Source organism: Halalkalibaculum sp. DA3122 (assembly GCF_043951865.1).
GTDB lineage: Bacteria > Bacteroidota > Rhodothermia > Balneolales > Balneolaceae > JAMQKA01.
In genome coordinates, this window is sequence record NZ_JBINJF010000026.1 from 24,239 (window position 1) to 39,254 (window position 15,016).

13 protein-coding genes are annotated in these 15,016 nt (G+C 47.2%); 5 read left to right on the forward strand and 8 right to left on the reverse strand.

Annotated features, from left to right (window positions below):
* The first annotated feature begins 13 nt into the window (after positions 1 to 13).
* The 4 genes from ACG2F4_RS14875 to ACG2F4_RS14890 all read left to right on the forward strand — a co-directional run bounded on the left by ACG2F4_RS14875 (position 14) and on the right by ACG2F4_RS14890 (position 5,951).
* A complete protein-coding gene (locus ACG2F4_RS14875; protein ID WP_395261674.1) occupies positions 14 to 1,669 on the forward strand; it encodes an efflux RND transporter periplasmic adaptor subunit in 1,656 nt (551 codons plus the stop codon).
* Positions 1,670 to 1,707: 38 nt separating this feature from the next.
* A complete protein-coding gene (locus tag ACG2F4_RS14880) occupies positions 1,708 to 4,806 on the forward strand; it encodes an efflux RND transporter permease subunit (protein WP_395261675.1) in 3,099 nt (1,032 codons plus the stop codon).
* Positions 4,807 to 4,821: 15 nt separating this feature from the next.
* Positions 4,822 to 5,178 (forward strand): DUF3147 family protein, encoded by a 357-nt coding sequence (locus tag ACG2F4_RS14885; RefSeq protein WP_395261676.1) that lies wholly within the window; start codon positions 4,822 to 4,824, stop codon positions 5,176 to 5,178.
* 110 nt (positions 5,179 to 5,288) lie between these two features.
* Positions 5,289 to 5,951 (forward strand): DUF6064 family protein, encoded by a 663-nt coding sequence (locus tag ACG2F4_RS14890; protein WP_395261677.1) that lies wholly within the window; start codon positions 5,289 to 5,291, stop codon positions 5,949 to 5,951.
* A gap of 344 nt (positions 5,952 to 6,295) precedes the next feature.
* Here the strand turns inward: ACG2F4_RS14890 and ACG2F4_RS14895 are convergent, their stop codons facing one another.
* The 3 genes from ACG2F4_RS14895 to ACG2F4_RS14905 form a co-directional block, all read right to left on the reverse strand.
* The gene (locus ACG2F4_RS14895) at positions 6,296 to 6,700 is read right to left on the reverse strand and encodes a helix-turn-helix transcriptional regulator (RefSeq protein WP_395261678.1); all 405 of its coding nucleotides are present in this window, start codon (positions 6,698 to 6,700) and stop codon (positions 6,296 to 6,298) included.
* A gap of 167 nt (positions 6,701 to 6,867) precedes the next feature.
* Positions 6,868 to 8,601: a histidine kinase dimerization/phosphoacceptor domain -containing protein gene (locus ACG2F4_RS14900; RefSeq protein ID WP_395261679.1), complete on the reverse strand. Its 1,734-nt coding sequence runs from the start codon at positions 8,599 to 8,601 to the stop codon at positions 6,868 to 6,870.
* A 221-nt stretch (positions 8,602 to 8,822) separates the two neighbouring features.
* On the reverse strand, positions 8,823 to 9,779 hold the full coding sequence (locus ACG2F4_RS14905; protein WP_395261705.1) for an ROK family protein: 957 nt from the start codon (positions 9,777 to 9,779) through the stop codon (positions 8,823 to 8,825).
* Between the two features lie 294 nt (positions 9,780 to 10,073).
* Between ACG2F4_RS14905 and ACG2F4_RS14910 the strand changes: the two genes are divergently transcribed.
* Complete coding sequence (locus ACG2F4_RS14910) at positions 10,074 to 10,466, forward strand: hypothetical protein (RefSeq protein WP_395261680.1); 393 nt, start codon at positions 10,074 to 10,076, stop codon at positions 10,464 to 10,466.
* 3 nt (positions 10,467 to 10,469) lie between these two features.
* Here the strand turns inward: ACG2F4_RS14910 and ACG2F4_RS14915 are convergent, their stop codons facing one another.
* From ACG2F4_RS14915 to ACG2F4_RS14935, 5 genes are read right to left on the reverse strand one after another with little or no spacing between them, the layout of a single operon-like run.
* Positions 10,470 to 11,516 carry a hypothetical protein gene (locus ACG2F4_RS14915; RefSeq protein WP_395261681.1) on the reverse strand — a complete coding sequence of 349 codons (1,047 nt, stop codon included), beginning with the start codon at positions 11,514 to 11,516 and terminating at the stop codon, positions 10,470 to 10,472.
* A gap of 9 nt (positions 11,517 to 11,525) precedes the next feature.
* Complete coding sequence (locus ACG2F4_RS14920; protein WP_395261682.1) at positions 11,526 to 12,530, reverse strand: ribose-phosphate diphosphokinase; 1,005 nt, start codon at positions 12,528 to 12,530, stop codon at positions 11,526 to 11,528.
* Positions 12,531 to 12,548: 18 nt separating this feature from the next.
* Positions 12,549 to 12,797, reverse strand: a complete 249-nt coding sequence (locus ACG2F4_RS14925) for an acyl carrier protein (RefSeq protein WP_395261683.1) — start codon at positions 12,795 to 12,797, stop codon at positions 12,549 to 12,551.
* Positions 12,794 to 14,014 carry a dihydrolipoamide acetyltransferase family protein gene (locus ACG2F4_RS14930; RefSeq protein ID WP_395261684.1) on the reverse strand — a complete coding sequence of 407 codons (1,221 nt, stop codon included), beginning with the start codon at positions 14,012 to 14,014 and terminating at the stop codon, positions 12,794 to 12,796. The genes ACG2F4_RS14925 and ACG2F4_RS14930 overlap by 4 nt, the downstream gene beginning before the upstream one ends.
* Positions 14,007 to 15,005 (reverse strand): alpha-ketoacid dehydrogenase subunit beta, encoded by a 999-nt coding sequence (locus ACG2F4_RS14935; RefSeq protein ID WP_395261685.1) that lies wholly within the window; start codon positions 15,003 to 15,005, stop codon positions 14,007 to 14,009. The genes ACG2F4_RS14930 and ACG2F4_RS14935 overlap by 8 nt, the downstream gene beginning before the upstream one ends.
* Positions 15,006 to 15,016: the final 11 nt, after the last annotated feature.

Sequence of the window (15,016 nt, forward strand, 5' to 3'; positions counted from 1 at the left end):
AAAATTTGATGCAATGAAACAACTTATAACGTTAATCATGATGAGTACGTCCCTGGTGATGACGGGGTGCGGAGGTGCCGGTGACGAAGGCCATACGCATGGTGAAGAAGGCGATCATACTCATGAGCAGCCCATACAACAAGCCCAGGAAGATCATGGTCATTCCCATGATGGAGAATCAGATCACGGGCAAGAGGGAGAAGAACCTCAACTTGAGGGTGCCGGTGCAATTACGCAATGGACGGATAAAACCGAACTGTTCATGGAATACCCTGCATTAATTGTCGGGCAGGAAGCTACCTTCGCCGTTCATCTGACCCGATTGTCGGATTTTAAACCCATTTCTAAATCAGAAGTGGAATTCGTTTTTAGCTCAGAACGAGGCAACGAAGGGTCCCTCACCGAAACGGAAGTGCAAACTCCTGGAATTTATGGTCCTGATGTCGTCTTTGATCGAGCAGGACGGTACGATCTTACGATCATCATTCAGGGAATGGTGAATGATACGTTGCAGGTCAAGGGAATCCCGGTGTATAATTCAGCTGATCAGGTGCCTCACGGGCACGCCGAGGAAGATCCTTACCTAATTACCTTCCTAAAAGAACAGCAGTGGGATATCCCTTTTGCTACCCAAAAGGTGCAACAGCGAACGCTTACACAAACCATAGATGCCACCGGGGAAATTATGGCCGCGCAGAATAGCCAGGTTGTCGTTTCCGCTCCATTTTCGGGTATTATTTTGTCCAGTCAAAACGGCAACCTGCCGGTCGTAGGTCAGCAACTGTCAAAAGGAACGTCTATGGCAGTATTGAATCCCGCTATCCAATCGGGCGCCGGTGATAATTACGCCCAGCAGTTTATTAATGCTCAGTCTGAGCTCGAGCTGGCCAAAGCCAACCTGGAGCGGTCCAAGCGTTTGTATGAAAAAGAGGCCATCCCACAGACGGAGCTACAGAAGGCTCGTATCGAGTACCGACAGGCATTGACGCACTATCAGACCATCAATGAGGTAATCCAGGTAGATACCACGACTATCGAAGGGTACGGAGAATCAGCCGAATCCTACCGGTTTGCACTCAAAGCTCCTATAAATGGCACGATAGTCGAATCTTTCGTCACGCCGGGCATTCAGGTTGAAGCCGGACAGCCATTGTACCGCATAGCGGATGCCTCCAGGGTCTGGCTAAAAGCCAACGTTCCGGCTGCTCATCAGAGCCGCATTGCCAACGCCGGAGAGGCCGCCTTTCGGGTGCAGGGCGATGACCGCCTGTATGAAGTTAGTGAGCTGGATGGACGGCTAATCAGCCGGGCCAACAGCATCGATCCACAGACCCGAACCCTGCCGTTGATTTATGAGCTCGATAACACAAAAAATGGGTTGCCATTGGGGATGTTCTCTACGGTACATATTAACACGGATACCAAAGAGAATGTGCTGGCGATTCCCCGATCCGCTTTAATTGAAGAAGAAGGAAACTACAACGTCTATGTACATGTCTCCGGAGAATCCTTCCGGAAGCAGCGGGTCACGACTGGTATTGAACACCGAGGTTGGGTAGAGATCACCTCCGGCCTGCAAGGTGGAGAGCATGTGGTGACCGAAAATGCTTACCAGGTGAAACTGGCTTCGCTTTCGTCCGAGGCACCTTCTCACGGGCATACCCACTAAATACGCTCTGAATTTCAAATTAGTTAAATCGTACTGATATGTTAGATGCAATTATTAAAGGGTCACTGAGGCACCGGCTGGTTGTCGTGGTGACCTCCATCGTGTTATTTGTTGCCGGTGCGTACGTGGTCATCAACATGCCCGTGGATGTGTTTCCCGACCTGACGGCACCTACCGTTACAGTGATGACCGAAGCGCACGGTATGCCCCCCGAGGAAGTCGAACAGCTTGTTACGCTGCCAATCGAAACCGCTACCAATGGTGCCAGCGGCGTGCGACGGGTGCGCTCGGCTACCTCCAAAGGATTCTCCATCGTCTGGGTGGAATTCGAATGGGGTACTGATATCTACCAGGCCCGCCAAATCGTTAACGAAAAACTCTCGATGGTGAGCAGTCAACTGCCCGAAGAAGTACCTCCGCCGGTGATGGCTCCTATCACCTCCATTATGGGAGAAATTATGTTGGTGAGTGTAGAAAGTGACCGGCATTCGGAGCTGGAGATACGCACGGCTGCCGACTGGGAGATCCGGCGGCGCCTGCTGGCGATTCCCGGAGTAGCCCAGGTAGTGCCTATTGGCGGGGGAGTTAAACAATACCAGGTCCGCGTGGATCCCGATCGGTTGAAAGCCTACGATGTAACACTGGACCAGGTGATGGAGGCTACCGAATCCTCCAACGAAAACTTTTCGGGCGGCTTCTTCCAGGAGTACAGTCAACAGTACACCATTCGTGGAATTGGACGGGCTAACTCAATAGAGGATATCAAGCAATCGGTGGTGACTGAACGCAATAACCAGCCTATTACCATTGGCGATGTTGCCAATGTAACTATTGATGCCGCTCAGAAAATCGGCGACGCTTCTGTCAAAGGTGATCAGGCCGTGATTATTTCCATCAAAAAACAGCCGGATACCAATACTCTTGAGCTGACAGAACGGGTCGATGAAACGCTGGCGCAGATTGAGCAAAACCTGCCCGAAGGATTTACGATCAACAGCCACATTTTTCGTCAGGCCGACTTTATCGATCTTGCCATTGACAACGTGATTGAAGCCTTACGAGATGGTGCCATTTTGGTAGTCATTATTCTACTGCTTTTCCTGGCTAATTTCCGGACGACGATGATCTCTCTCACGGCTATACCGCTGGCACTTATTACTTCGGTGTTCGTACTGGAGTTTTTCGATATCACCATCAACACCATGACCCTGGGCGGGATGGCTATTGCCATCGGTGTGATCGTGGATGATGCGATCATCGATGTGGAAAATGTCTTCAGGCGGCTTCGGGAGAACGCCAGGCTACCGGAGTCGGAGCAAAAGTCAGCGATGCAGGTGGTGTTTGAAGGATCCAAGGAAATACGGACCTCCATCATCAACGCCACGCTGATTATCATGATCGTCTTTATTCCGCTCTTCTTTTTGAGTGGTCTGCAAGGACGCATGCTCCAGCCGCTGGGACTTTCCTACATCGTATCCATCGGGGCCTCTCTGGTTATTGCGATGACCGTAACGCCCGTGTTGTGTTACTACCTGCTGCCGGGACAAGCGGCGAAAGGCAAGTTGGAAGAAAGCTGGTTTACCAAGAAGCTTAAATCGGGTTACGACCGGATATTGGATAGCCTCCTAAGCTACAAGAAAAGTGTGCTGACCGGCACGCTGGTTCTGTTCTTGGGAACTTTGGTTATGGTACCGTATCTGGGAAGCTCCTTTTTGCCCGAGTTTAATGAGGGTACGCTGGTGATCAGTGCGGTCACTATTCCGGGCACCGGGCTGGATGAATCTAATGAAATAGGTCAACGGATAGAGAAGATATTGTTGGACCACCCGGTGGTTACCAGTACAGCTCGCAGAACGGGTCGAGCGGAAATGTCCGAACACGCCCAGGGCGTCAACGCCTCGGAGATCAATGCCGATCTGGATATCCCGGAAGGTACGACCAAGGAGCAGGTTTTGGAGGAGCTACGGTCTGATTTAAGCGGCGTTTCTGGAACCAATATCACAATTGGTCAGCCCCTCGGCCACCGGATTGACCACATGCTTTCAGGAACCCGGGCCAATATTGCTGTGAAGATTTTCGGTCCCGACCTGTATCGCCTGCGAACGCTGGCAGAAGAGGTTCGAGGCCAGATGGAGGACGTCCAAGGCGTTGTGGATCTCTCAGTCGAACAGCAACTAAACGTCCCACAAATCCAGATCCGTCCCGACCGCCGGGCACTGGCACGTTATGGCATGAATATCGGTGACCTTTCGGAGAAGGTAGACGTGGCTTTTGCTGGAGAAACCGTTTCCCAGATTATTGAAGGCGACCGGTTGTTTGACCTGGTGGTGCGCTACGATGAGGAACACCGGGGGAGTATCCAGGCTGTAAAGAATGCAGAACTGACGCTTAAGGATGGGACGGTGGTTCCGCTTTCGGAGTTGGCCAGCATCAAGTCGCGCAGTGGTCCCAATACCATCAGTCGCGAAAACGTGCAGCGTAAAATTGTCATTTCGGCCAATGTGGCGGGGCGTGATTTGCGTGGTACGGTGAATGCGATCAGTGATAATATTTCTGAGAACGTCAGCTTTCCACAGGGCTATTTTGTGGAATACGGTGGGCAGTTTGAGAGTCAGGCGCAGGCGACCCGCACCATTTCGCTGCTGAGTATCGTCGCCATCCTGCTTATTTACTTGTTGCTATATCTTGAGTTTAGTTCCTTAAAAACAGCACTGCTGGTGATGGTAAACCTGCCCTTTGCCCTGATCGGCGGTATCTTTATCGTATGGTTCACCAGCGGCATTGTATCCATTGCCTCCCTGGTTGGATTTATTACCTTGTTTGGCATTGCTACCCGAAATGGAATACTGATCGTCTCCCACTACCAGTACCTGCGATGGGAGGAAGACAAGTCCTTTATGGATGCGATCCGACAAGGCGCGATGGAACGGCTCAACCCGATCCTGATAACGGCCCTCACTGCTGGGCTGGCCCTCATTCCGCTGGCACTGGCCGCCGGTGAACCCGGAAATGAAATACAGTCGCCCATGGCACAGGTTATTTTGGGTGGACTCATTAGCTCCACTTTGCTTAATATGATTGTGATTCCGGCCTTGCTGGCACAGTTTGAGAGCAGTGAAGCGAAAATTACAAGCTAAAAAAATACCAAGACTATGAAATTCCTTATTCTAAAATATGCGGTAACGGCCTTTATCATAGTCCTGGTCTCGGAAGTAGCCAAGAGAACCGACCGGTTGGGAGCGCTCTTGGCTTCGCTTCCATTTGTTACCATCATGGTGATGATCTGGCTCTATATCGAAGGTCAGGGATATGAAAAGATAAGCAATCACGCCTTCTATACGTTTTGGTACGTCATTCCCACCCTGCCGATGTTTTTAGCCATGCCGGTGCTGTTAAAAAATGGCATTAACTTTTGGTGGTCGCTCATAATTTGTGTGGGGATTACTATTATCTGCTTTGTTATCACATCCTTGGTAGCAAGTAAGTTTGGCGTAACGTTAATTCCTTAGAATACTGTCGTAATATATTTACCTACAATCATTTATAGGTATCTCTGCTTCTGTTTCGGTGGATCTAATTTCATTATTCTGGAAGAAGACAAACGTAATCTGTAGATCCAATGATGGAATTGCCTTTTTCAAACGAACAATTTCTTGAGGTTTTCAAAACCTACAATACCTCTATTTGGCCAGCACAGATTGTAGCTTATTTATTGGGTGGATTGGCTATATATTTATCTTACCGACCCGCCGCAAGAAATGACAGGACAATAAGTCTAATATTAGCCGGATTTTGGCTTTGGATGGGCGCGATTTATCATCTCACCTTTTTCACCTCCATCAATACCGCTGCCTACGGTTTTGGGGTAATTTTTCTCATCCAGGGTTTGCTGTTTCTTGGCGTGGGGGTCTGGAAAGACTGGTTGAAGTTTCGCTTGAAATTGGATGGATATGGTATAACAGGAGCAGTTCTGATTATCTATGCCATGCTCATTTATCCTATAGTTGGAGCTCAATTGGGCCATGGGTATCCTTATGCTCCAATGTTTGGAGTAGCGCCTTGCCCAGCCACCATTTTTACGTTTGGCATGTTGCTGTGGACTGTAAAAAAAGTACCGTGGTGGATTTTAGTAATTCCTGGACTCTGGTCTGTTATTGGTTTTACAGCAGCAATCAATCTTGGTATTCTGGAAGATATGGGGCTGTTGGTGGCCGGGATTTTGGGAATTCTGTTACTGATGACAAAAACCGACAGGAGAGAGAACACAATCCTTACTAAATAATACTAGCGTGTAGTACTATTTGTATTGTAGCACCAGCATGAGAAATTGATTAGGCGGAAATAAATTTTAAAATGCAAACCACGCCCGGGAGTATTTGAACGCTTAACCTTCTGGCCAGGACAAACTGATATATGACCTTATGACTCATAGAGGTTTATTTTAAGAGGTCATGTTACCTCATCTGTACCAACACATAGGAAAGCTGTGAAAGTGTTTCATTAAAATAGGTGTCTTCTGACCTGTAATTTTACATCTGATCTATCTGTGCGTGAAACTGGCTATGATTTTTGTAATACTTTTTGTGCTACTGTAGGGGAACATTGAAAATAGGGTTCCTGAATTATTCAATTATAAGGAGTGCCTACCCAAATAACTCGACCCAGGATTTCAAATTCCTGTGTTTCATCAGGATTAATTTCTATTGGATCGTATTTTTTATTAATCGTTGTCAGATGTAGCCGGTTATTAGGTAAAGGTTGTAAAATGTTTAATTGCACTAAATTGCCTAATCGTACTGCAAAAATACCATCACCTGTGGGGCTATTTTCATTTTGATTTACAAGCACAATGCTGCCCGGTTTAATTTCAGGATTCATGGAGTCGCAATTTACTTGTAAGGCAAATAAATGATCTGATTGGGTGTGTAGTATCTTGTTTAAGAAAATATTACACATAGGGAGAGTGCGTGAAGGGTTTTCCCAGTTGTCGACCGGTAGTTCTCCTTCAGATTTCAATTCTTTAGATTTCATTTTATAAAAAGGCAAATGGGTGAAATCTATTTGATCTGTTTTTTTACTGGCGTCTTTACTTTGGTCTCACTCTCCTGCAAAAAATTAGATTTAAGAACAAACAAATATATTCCTGATAATTTCCCCTGTTTTTATGCATGAACTCATAATACTCAAACCTTTGGTATTCAGACGTTATAAAATTTACTTCCAACAATACCCTTCTGTTTCTTCAATTCGAAGCTGAGAGTAATACATATCTTATCATCGATGTGGGTTTCAATTTTTGCACTCAATTTCTTCAGAAATGCGGAAATGATCTCCTGGTCTTTTATTTTTTCTGAATATTGACTCAGCTCCTCACTGTAAGGGAAATATATTTCGGTAATTAAATGGCCGTTTTTTGAGTTTGCATTAACAGATATCGTATCGGATTGATCTCCCCGTTTGCCATGGATTTCAAATAACAATTCATTAAGTAACAATCCGTATGTAAGGGCTTGATTAATATTTATCTTTACGCATCCCGTATTTTTGTTTTCTATGGTGAGTTCTGATCTCTCTGCTACGTATTCTGTAATACCCGATAGCAACTCATTGGAAGGTACCAAACCCAGCTCATCGGATTTATATGCCTGTTCTTGAACAATTGCTATAATTTTAATTCTACGAATGGACCGTTGCAGGTATGTACGCGTAAGGGGGTGTTCGATGTTCATCAATTCTAATTCAGAAAAAGCGCTGATCAACGCCAGGTTATTTTTTACCCTGTGATGAACTTCTGAAAAAAGAATCTTTTTTTGCTCAGATACCAGTTTATTCTTATCCGCAAGCGTGTTGCCTATACGGTGTAGTTTATTGTGGTTTCGAACTACTATAATCGACAGGAAAACGATAAGGAAAAAAGAGCCAATACTTACCCAGAGGGTTCTCGTTATTTCAAGTGCAAAATCATCTTCCGGTAAAACCGATACAATATTGATACTTCTGGTTTCAGATATTTGATACGGTTTTAAAATCCCCCACCACTTTTCACCGTCAGCAGTAAAGTTGAATGCCTCATGATTTTCATCTTCTCTTAGAACTTTAAGTAATTCCTGGCTATTTAACTGTTCCGGTGATACCTGCAATTTTGAACTTAATTGGGCCACGGAGAGGTCGGGGCTCAATTTATGTAGTGCTATGACCCTACTGTTATCGGAGGTTAATAAAAAAATGTTTTGATTCCTGGTTAGTTCAAGGTCATCAACAAAGACATTTAAATCACTTAACGTTAAATCAAATGCAATAATTTTAAATTTGGTATCTGGCGTATCGCTTTTAAATAATTGGGAAGCGGTAATCCCAATTTCTGGACCGGTCGTGTATTCATAGGGGTTAGTCCAGAATATTTCTTCTCCACTTTTTTTTGCGCCTTTGTACCACGGTCGTTCTCTTGTATCAATTGCAAGACTATCTTCCCATTCCTCTATTGCAGTAAGTGAATCCCCTAATTCCCATCGTTTCCATTTTTCAATGAAACCCCATTGATCAACAAACACTTTTCTGGTCAGCCATTGATCGTCTACCGTATCCGGTATCACATTAAACTCATAGCCCCGGGAATCGGCAAGCCCCACTGATGAAATGGGCTCATAGTTTTCGATGAGAGAAATGTTGTGAAGTATTGTCTTATCCCTTGGCAAATCCTTCCAAAAACCTGAATCATACTGTTGATCTACAGCATTAATTAAGTTATAAATACGGTCAAAAAAGTTGTCAAGTTCACTTTCTGTCTGGTTGACCGACTTCGTAATAAGCTGGTCTGCAAATCTCTGTTTAGCTAGGGAAATTTCATAAATGACATACCCCATTAATAATACTGAAATTATAATAACGCCATATGCAAAGTATTTTGCGTGTGTAGTCAGTAATGCCTGCAACGTAAATAGCTTTAATATAAAAATCCGTGTAATGCCCTAGGTATAAAAACCTATTTTTATGTTAAAGGCAAGATCTTCAAAGGAGAGAAACCTGTTTAAATATGTAAAGAGAATAACTCCACTGCGATTCTAAACTCAACTTTCACCAAGAAATTTATGTAAGCATAAATGTTAAACTACAATAGGAGAAGATAGCGTCAGATAGTAAGGCTATCATGTTTTCAGATCTCATGAATCACCAATGATGCTGCCCCTATAACTCCGGAATCGCCGTGGAGCTGGGCGGGTACAATGGCCAGGGATTCAATTGCTGCCTTCAGGGCTCGTTCATGTACTCTTTTTTCTACCATCGAAAGTAGGCCGGGAAGGTGCTCGGGCACGCCGCCACCCACGATTATACGCTCTGGATTCAGGATATTTGTCAGTCCCGCCAACCCCGCACCCAGGGCATCCGCCACCCGGTTGACAAGCTGACGGGCCCGTTCATCATTTTTATGATATGCCTCAATAACATGTTTGGCTTTGATGTTTTGGATCTCACCACCGGCCTGCTCCAGGATCAGGCTCCCCGATTCTGGATCCTTCTGGATCGCTTCGGCTGCATCCCGGGCCAGTGCCCAGCTGCCGGCCAGTGCTTCCAGGCAGCCCCTGTTTCCACAATGGCAGGCCGGTCCATGCATATCTACCGTCATATGACCTATTTCACCCGCTGTATTACTGGCCCCTTCCAGCATCTTCCCATTACTGACAATTCCGCCCCCGATACCGGTACCGATAAAAATGCAGACCAGGTGATCGCAATTTTTTCCCGCCCCATACAGCCATTCTCCCCAGGTAATGGCGCGGACATCATTAAGCACGATAACGGGAAGCTGTAACTTATTTTGAAGATCCGATTTGATGGGGGCATTCTCCCAATTTAAGTTGGGGGCATATTTAACGAGACCTTTCCCCTTGTCAATTTGGCCCGCAACTCCAATTCCCACTCCCACAGGTGGCGCCCCCTTGTGGTTGTTGATTAATGTTTCTACTAAAGAGATGATTTGCTTTTTAACGGCGGCATACCCGTGAGGGACATCGGTTTCAATGAGCATCCTTTCATGAATTTGTCCCTTCTCATCTACCAGGGCCGCTTCAATTTTTGTTCCTCCCACGTCAATCCCTATCGCACATTTCATTTTATTCAATTTGATCCTTGTTCTAATGCTTTCCGGAAATATTATCCATATATCTTACGATATAAAACAAATATAAACAGTTACTTAGCTATATTTTCACATCTTCCCTTTTAAACTATTTTATTCAATTTTTTTGCCAATTTAATAGGGGAAAGTATGTGAAAGTCATTACCGATGCATTATTCAAACAATGAGTGTAGGTGAAAATTCCACATCGACAGCAAGCTATTGCTTACATCAATGCTATAGTCGCTGGTTGTATTTTGGAAAACATGCAAAACGACAAACAAACCCATGAAGAAATCACTGCACATTCTCTATGATGAATACCGATCCAAAGAGATCATGCGGTTTTTGGATATTCTTCGCATTCGAAAGTGCAGCTACTATGCGAGCGATTTACTACAGGTAGAAGACGATAAGGCTAAAATAGTTGAAAATTCAGTGCAGCGTACCATCGAGATTTTCAAAACCCTGAACTTGCCGATTGGGGATCATTTCTACAGGATCTACCGCGGCAACCCCGACTATATCTATAAAGATTGGAAGCTGTCCGAATTAGCCTGTATCTATATGATGATGAATGGTGATCCCACAGATCTCAGCAACTTGGCCCGGCAGCAAACCAATCTTATCGATCAAATGCTGCAGTATATGCACCCCTACCAAATAGCTCATAAAGAGTAACTGTTACCATTGGATAAGAACCATATATTCTTCAGCTAGCTTTAAATAATTTTTTGCTCTTTCCCTCCATTTGGGATCTCCCTGGTACTGTTCTTCCCTGAGGTGGCGAACAGACAACAGCGCCCGGATAATTGCTCTATAGCTTTTATAAAAGCTGATTAGTTTTGCTGGAGATGCATCTTCAGCGTGTTTTGCATAATGCCTGATGAAATATTCCCCGACCCAGGGTGCTCCAAACCGGTCACATTCCAATCCCAGGAAGGCCAGGTCATCAAGCACATCCAGCGTTCGCAACTGCTTGCTGAACTCCAGGCAGTCGATGACAGCCGGGGGATCCAGGCAGATATGATCCGGTTTCAAATCGCCATGCCCTTCAATAATTCGTCCTTCAGCAATTCGTTTTTTGAACAGATCAACATGCTCATCAATAAATGCCATCTGTTTATCATACGCTCGATTTATCATCGGGTGATTTATATTAAATTCCGGAGACAGTAGCTCGGCCCGGGACTCTTCCAGCGTTGATTTCATCTGTTCCAGCTGTTCTTTTGGCAATACATGGAGCGGTTGGGCATCCAAATAAAAATTCGTGAGCAGTTCCGCCGCCGGTTGTAGTTGAACTTCGGATATCTTTGTACCGATTTTTATCCTCTGTTCCAGCATTGTTTTTTTTGGAAGCCGCTTCATTTTAACCAGCCAGTCAACGGCCCGTTCTCCTTCTCCCAGCACAAGATTTCCCTCCTTATCTACAGAAAGTGGAGTAACCCCCAAGTAGATATCCTCGGCCAGCCGTTTGTTAAGTCTGATCTCCTCCAGGCAATTGTGATGTCGAGCCGGCGGAGTCAGTAATTTCAAGTGATCGTAGCGAAACGGGATTTTTAGTTTATAAACGAACTGGTCGGTCAGGAACACCCAGGACATATGCGTTTTGACTGCTTTGACATCGGCGGTGGGATGAGGATAGTTTTTCTTCTCTTTCAGGAAGCGGACTTTTTCCTCCAGGGAAATATCATCTGATGCAATACCCGTTTCTCGGTCCGATACAGCCATAATTCAGGATTATTTATCAATGGGATCCATCAGCTCAATGAGCGATCCGCCGTTATATAACCGTAAAATTGCCTCTCCCAGCAGGGGAGCGATATCCAGTACGTTGACTTTTTGTTTGATTAATTCCCCGGGGAGCCTGAACGGGGGAATGGAGTTCGTGATAACGATTTCCTGCAGTGCCTTTTCACGAAGTACTTCCGCAGCTTTTCCCAGGAAGGCGCCGTGAGTGGCCGCGGCATATACCTTCCGAGCATTCATCTCTACGCACGCTTTGGCAGCCCGGGCCAGTGTCGTCCCGCTGCTGATCAGATCATCAATTATAATTACGGTTTTTCCCTCGACCTGTCCTACCACCGTTTCTCCACTCACAACCCCTTTGCTGCGTATTTTTTCGAGGAACACAAGCGGGATGGACCGTCCGGTGGCCCGCTCCATCCGCTGCCGAAACTGCTCGGCGCGCTTCACGCCACCGGCATCCGGAGACATTACGGCTATTTTTTCCTGGCCAAGTGCCCTGGCAAAATATTCGGCAAATAGTTCCTGGGCTTCCAGGTGCTCCGTACGACAACGAAACCCATTCTGATAGGCCTGAAGGTTGTGTACATCCATGGTAAGGATTCTGTAAGTGTTTACCGCCTCAAACAACGCCCCGATGTACCGGGTGGTGACCGGGTCCCGCGGTTTCGTTTTCCGGTCTTTGCGCATGTAACAAAGGTAGGGGGTAATTGACGTCACCTGTCGGGCCCCGGCATCCCACAGGGAGCCGATAAAAAACAACAGTCGGCACAGCTTGTCATTGACGCTCTGCTGGTCATCGGCATATAACGACTGTACCACATACACATCACCGTTTCGCACGTTTTCAAGTGAGCGAATTTTGTGTTCTCCATCCTCGAAATCGCGCTCTTCGTGTTTGCTTAAGGGAATCTTCAACGTTTTGGATATTCCCTCTCCCAGCTCCCGGGATGTATTAAGAGCGAATAACTTGAGGTCACTTTTGCCCGCTTTTGCCATATAGTGAATGATAGCCTATTACTTATTGACCGATTCCGTTAAGAATTGACGGATCCTGTTCAAGCTCCTGAGCGTACTGTATTCTTCTTCCGGGATATCCACCTTTAGCTCCTCGCTGAGCGCCACCATCATGTTGTAAAAATCCATTGAGTCGATATCCAGGGCACGGCCTAAATCCTCATCGGGCTCCAGCGCCTCGAGGTCTGCTTCCGGGGCTACCCGGTGAAGGTGCTTTTTAATAATGGCAATGATATCGGGTGCACTCATAATGTATCCGGATGCTGAAGGTGATCGTTTAGTGTTTCCAGGAAACGGGAGCCGGTGTGTCCGTCGGTAGCGCGGTGGTCGCCCGCCAGCACGGTGGAAAGTACGGGCCGAATGCCAATCGATCCATCGACCGCACGGGGGCGTTCCGTAATCTTTCCAAACCCGACCAGGGCCACCTGCGGGGGATAAATAACACCATATACTTTTTCAGCGCCCCGTTCGCCCAGGCTGGTAATGGTGATGGTGGCACTGCTTAGCTCCCGGCTGCGGAGGTGTCCCTCTCGGGCACGCATTACCATATCGACAAACTCAGTCCGAATTTCATCCAGGGATTTCAAATCCGCGTTCAGGATCGCCGGGATAACCAGTCCGCCCTGCCGCAGCGAGATGGCAAATCCCACGTGAATACCCTCCTCGATATGCATCGCTTCATCGGTCCAAAAGCCGTTGAGTTCGGGTACCTCCGTGAGGCTATTAGCTACCGCTTTTATAAGCAACACCGGTGGCAGCAGACGCTCATTGACCGGCCGTTTCTTGTTCTGTTCCTCCAGCCACTCAAGCGGAGCCTTCATATCTATTTCTGTCTCCAGGTAGTAGTGCGGGATCTCCCGGTTGGACCGGCTCATAGCTGTGGCAATCGACTGGCGCATGTTTTTCTGTGTTTCCATAGTGGATATCTTTTCCGCCATCTCCACCTCTTTTTCAAACGTTTCATCAGCCGTCGCTTGTTGAGCAAATGCTTCTACATCTTTCCGATGGATGGTTCCGCCAACTCCCGATCCCTCCACTTTGCTGATATCGACATCCAGATCCTCGGCTACGCGCCGCGCCAGTGGGGACGCCTTAATCCGGTGCAATGAGACTTCTTTTTCTTTCGATTTCGGTTTCCCGGCAGGGATTTTCTGCTCTCCATTTCCTGTCACTTTCTCCTTCTTCTCTTCTGGAGCTTCCGTCAATTCCACTTTCTCCTTCTTCGTTTCTCCCTTGCCATCGATAACTGCCATCACCGATCCCACCGGCACCACATCACCTTCTTTGGCCACCAGTTCCGTGATGACGCCGTCTTCGAAAACCTCGATGTCGATCAGTCCCTTTTCCGTATCTATCTCCCCGATGATGTCGCCTTTTTTAACGGAATCGCCGGGTTCTACCAGCCATTTGACTAGCTTGGCCTCAATCATCTGGGAGCCCAGGCTCGGCATGATGAATTTACCCATGGAGACCTCCCATTTTTTTGACCGTATCTACGATATTTTGAGGTTGGGGGAGTGAAGCCTGCTCCAGATGCTTGGCATACGGCGCGGGCACTTCTTCTCCACATACGCGTTCCACCGGGCAGTCGAGGTCGTAGAAACAATGCTCCATAATCCGTGCGCTCAGTTCCGCCGAAATACCGCCACTTTTCCATCCTTCATCTACGATAACGACACGGTTTGTTTTTGCCACGGAGGAAAGAATCATTTCATCATCAAGGGGGCGCAGCACGCGCAGGTCCACCACTTCGGCCTCAATGCCCTCTTCGGCCAGCATCTCGGCAGCTTCCAGGGATTTATGCAGCCCAATGCCATAGGTGAGGATCGAGACGTCACGGCCCTGGCGACGCACTTTAGCTGACCTTATGTCAACAGCAGATCCATTGCCCGACCATGCTTCTTCATAATTATACAGGGTTGAGTTTTCAAATATCAGCACCGGGTCGGGATCTTCGAGGGCCGGCCACAGCATGCCGCGCGCATCCTCAATTGTAGCTGGGACCAGGATCTTTAGTCCCGGGATATGGGCGTACCATCCCTCCATGCTTCGCGAGTGCTGGGCGGCCAGCTGCTTGCCCCCGCCCGTGGCCATGCGAATTACAATGGGTACATTAAATTGTCCACCGGACATATACTGCAGGATGGCTGCCGTGTTAATAATCTGATCGGCGGCCAGCAGGCTGAAATTAATGGTCATAATTTCTACAATCGGCCGCATGCCGGCCACCGCGGCCCCGATACCACACCCGGTAAATCCTGACTCCGAAAGCGGCGTGTCGATAATGCGATCTTCTCCAAACTCCTTCAGCATCCCCTCGCTGACGTTGAAGCAGCCGCCGTAGCGACCCACATCTTCACCCATCAGGAATACGCGCTCATCTTTTTGCAGGGCCTCACGCATCGCTTCTCGTACTGCCTGGCGGTACGTCATCGTTTGTTGTGTTGTAGTTTTCATGGTTTCTTCCT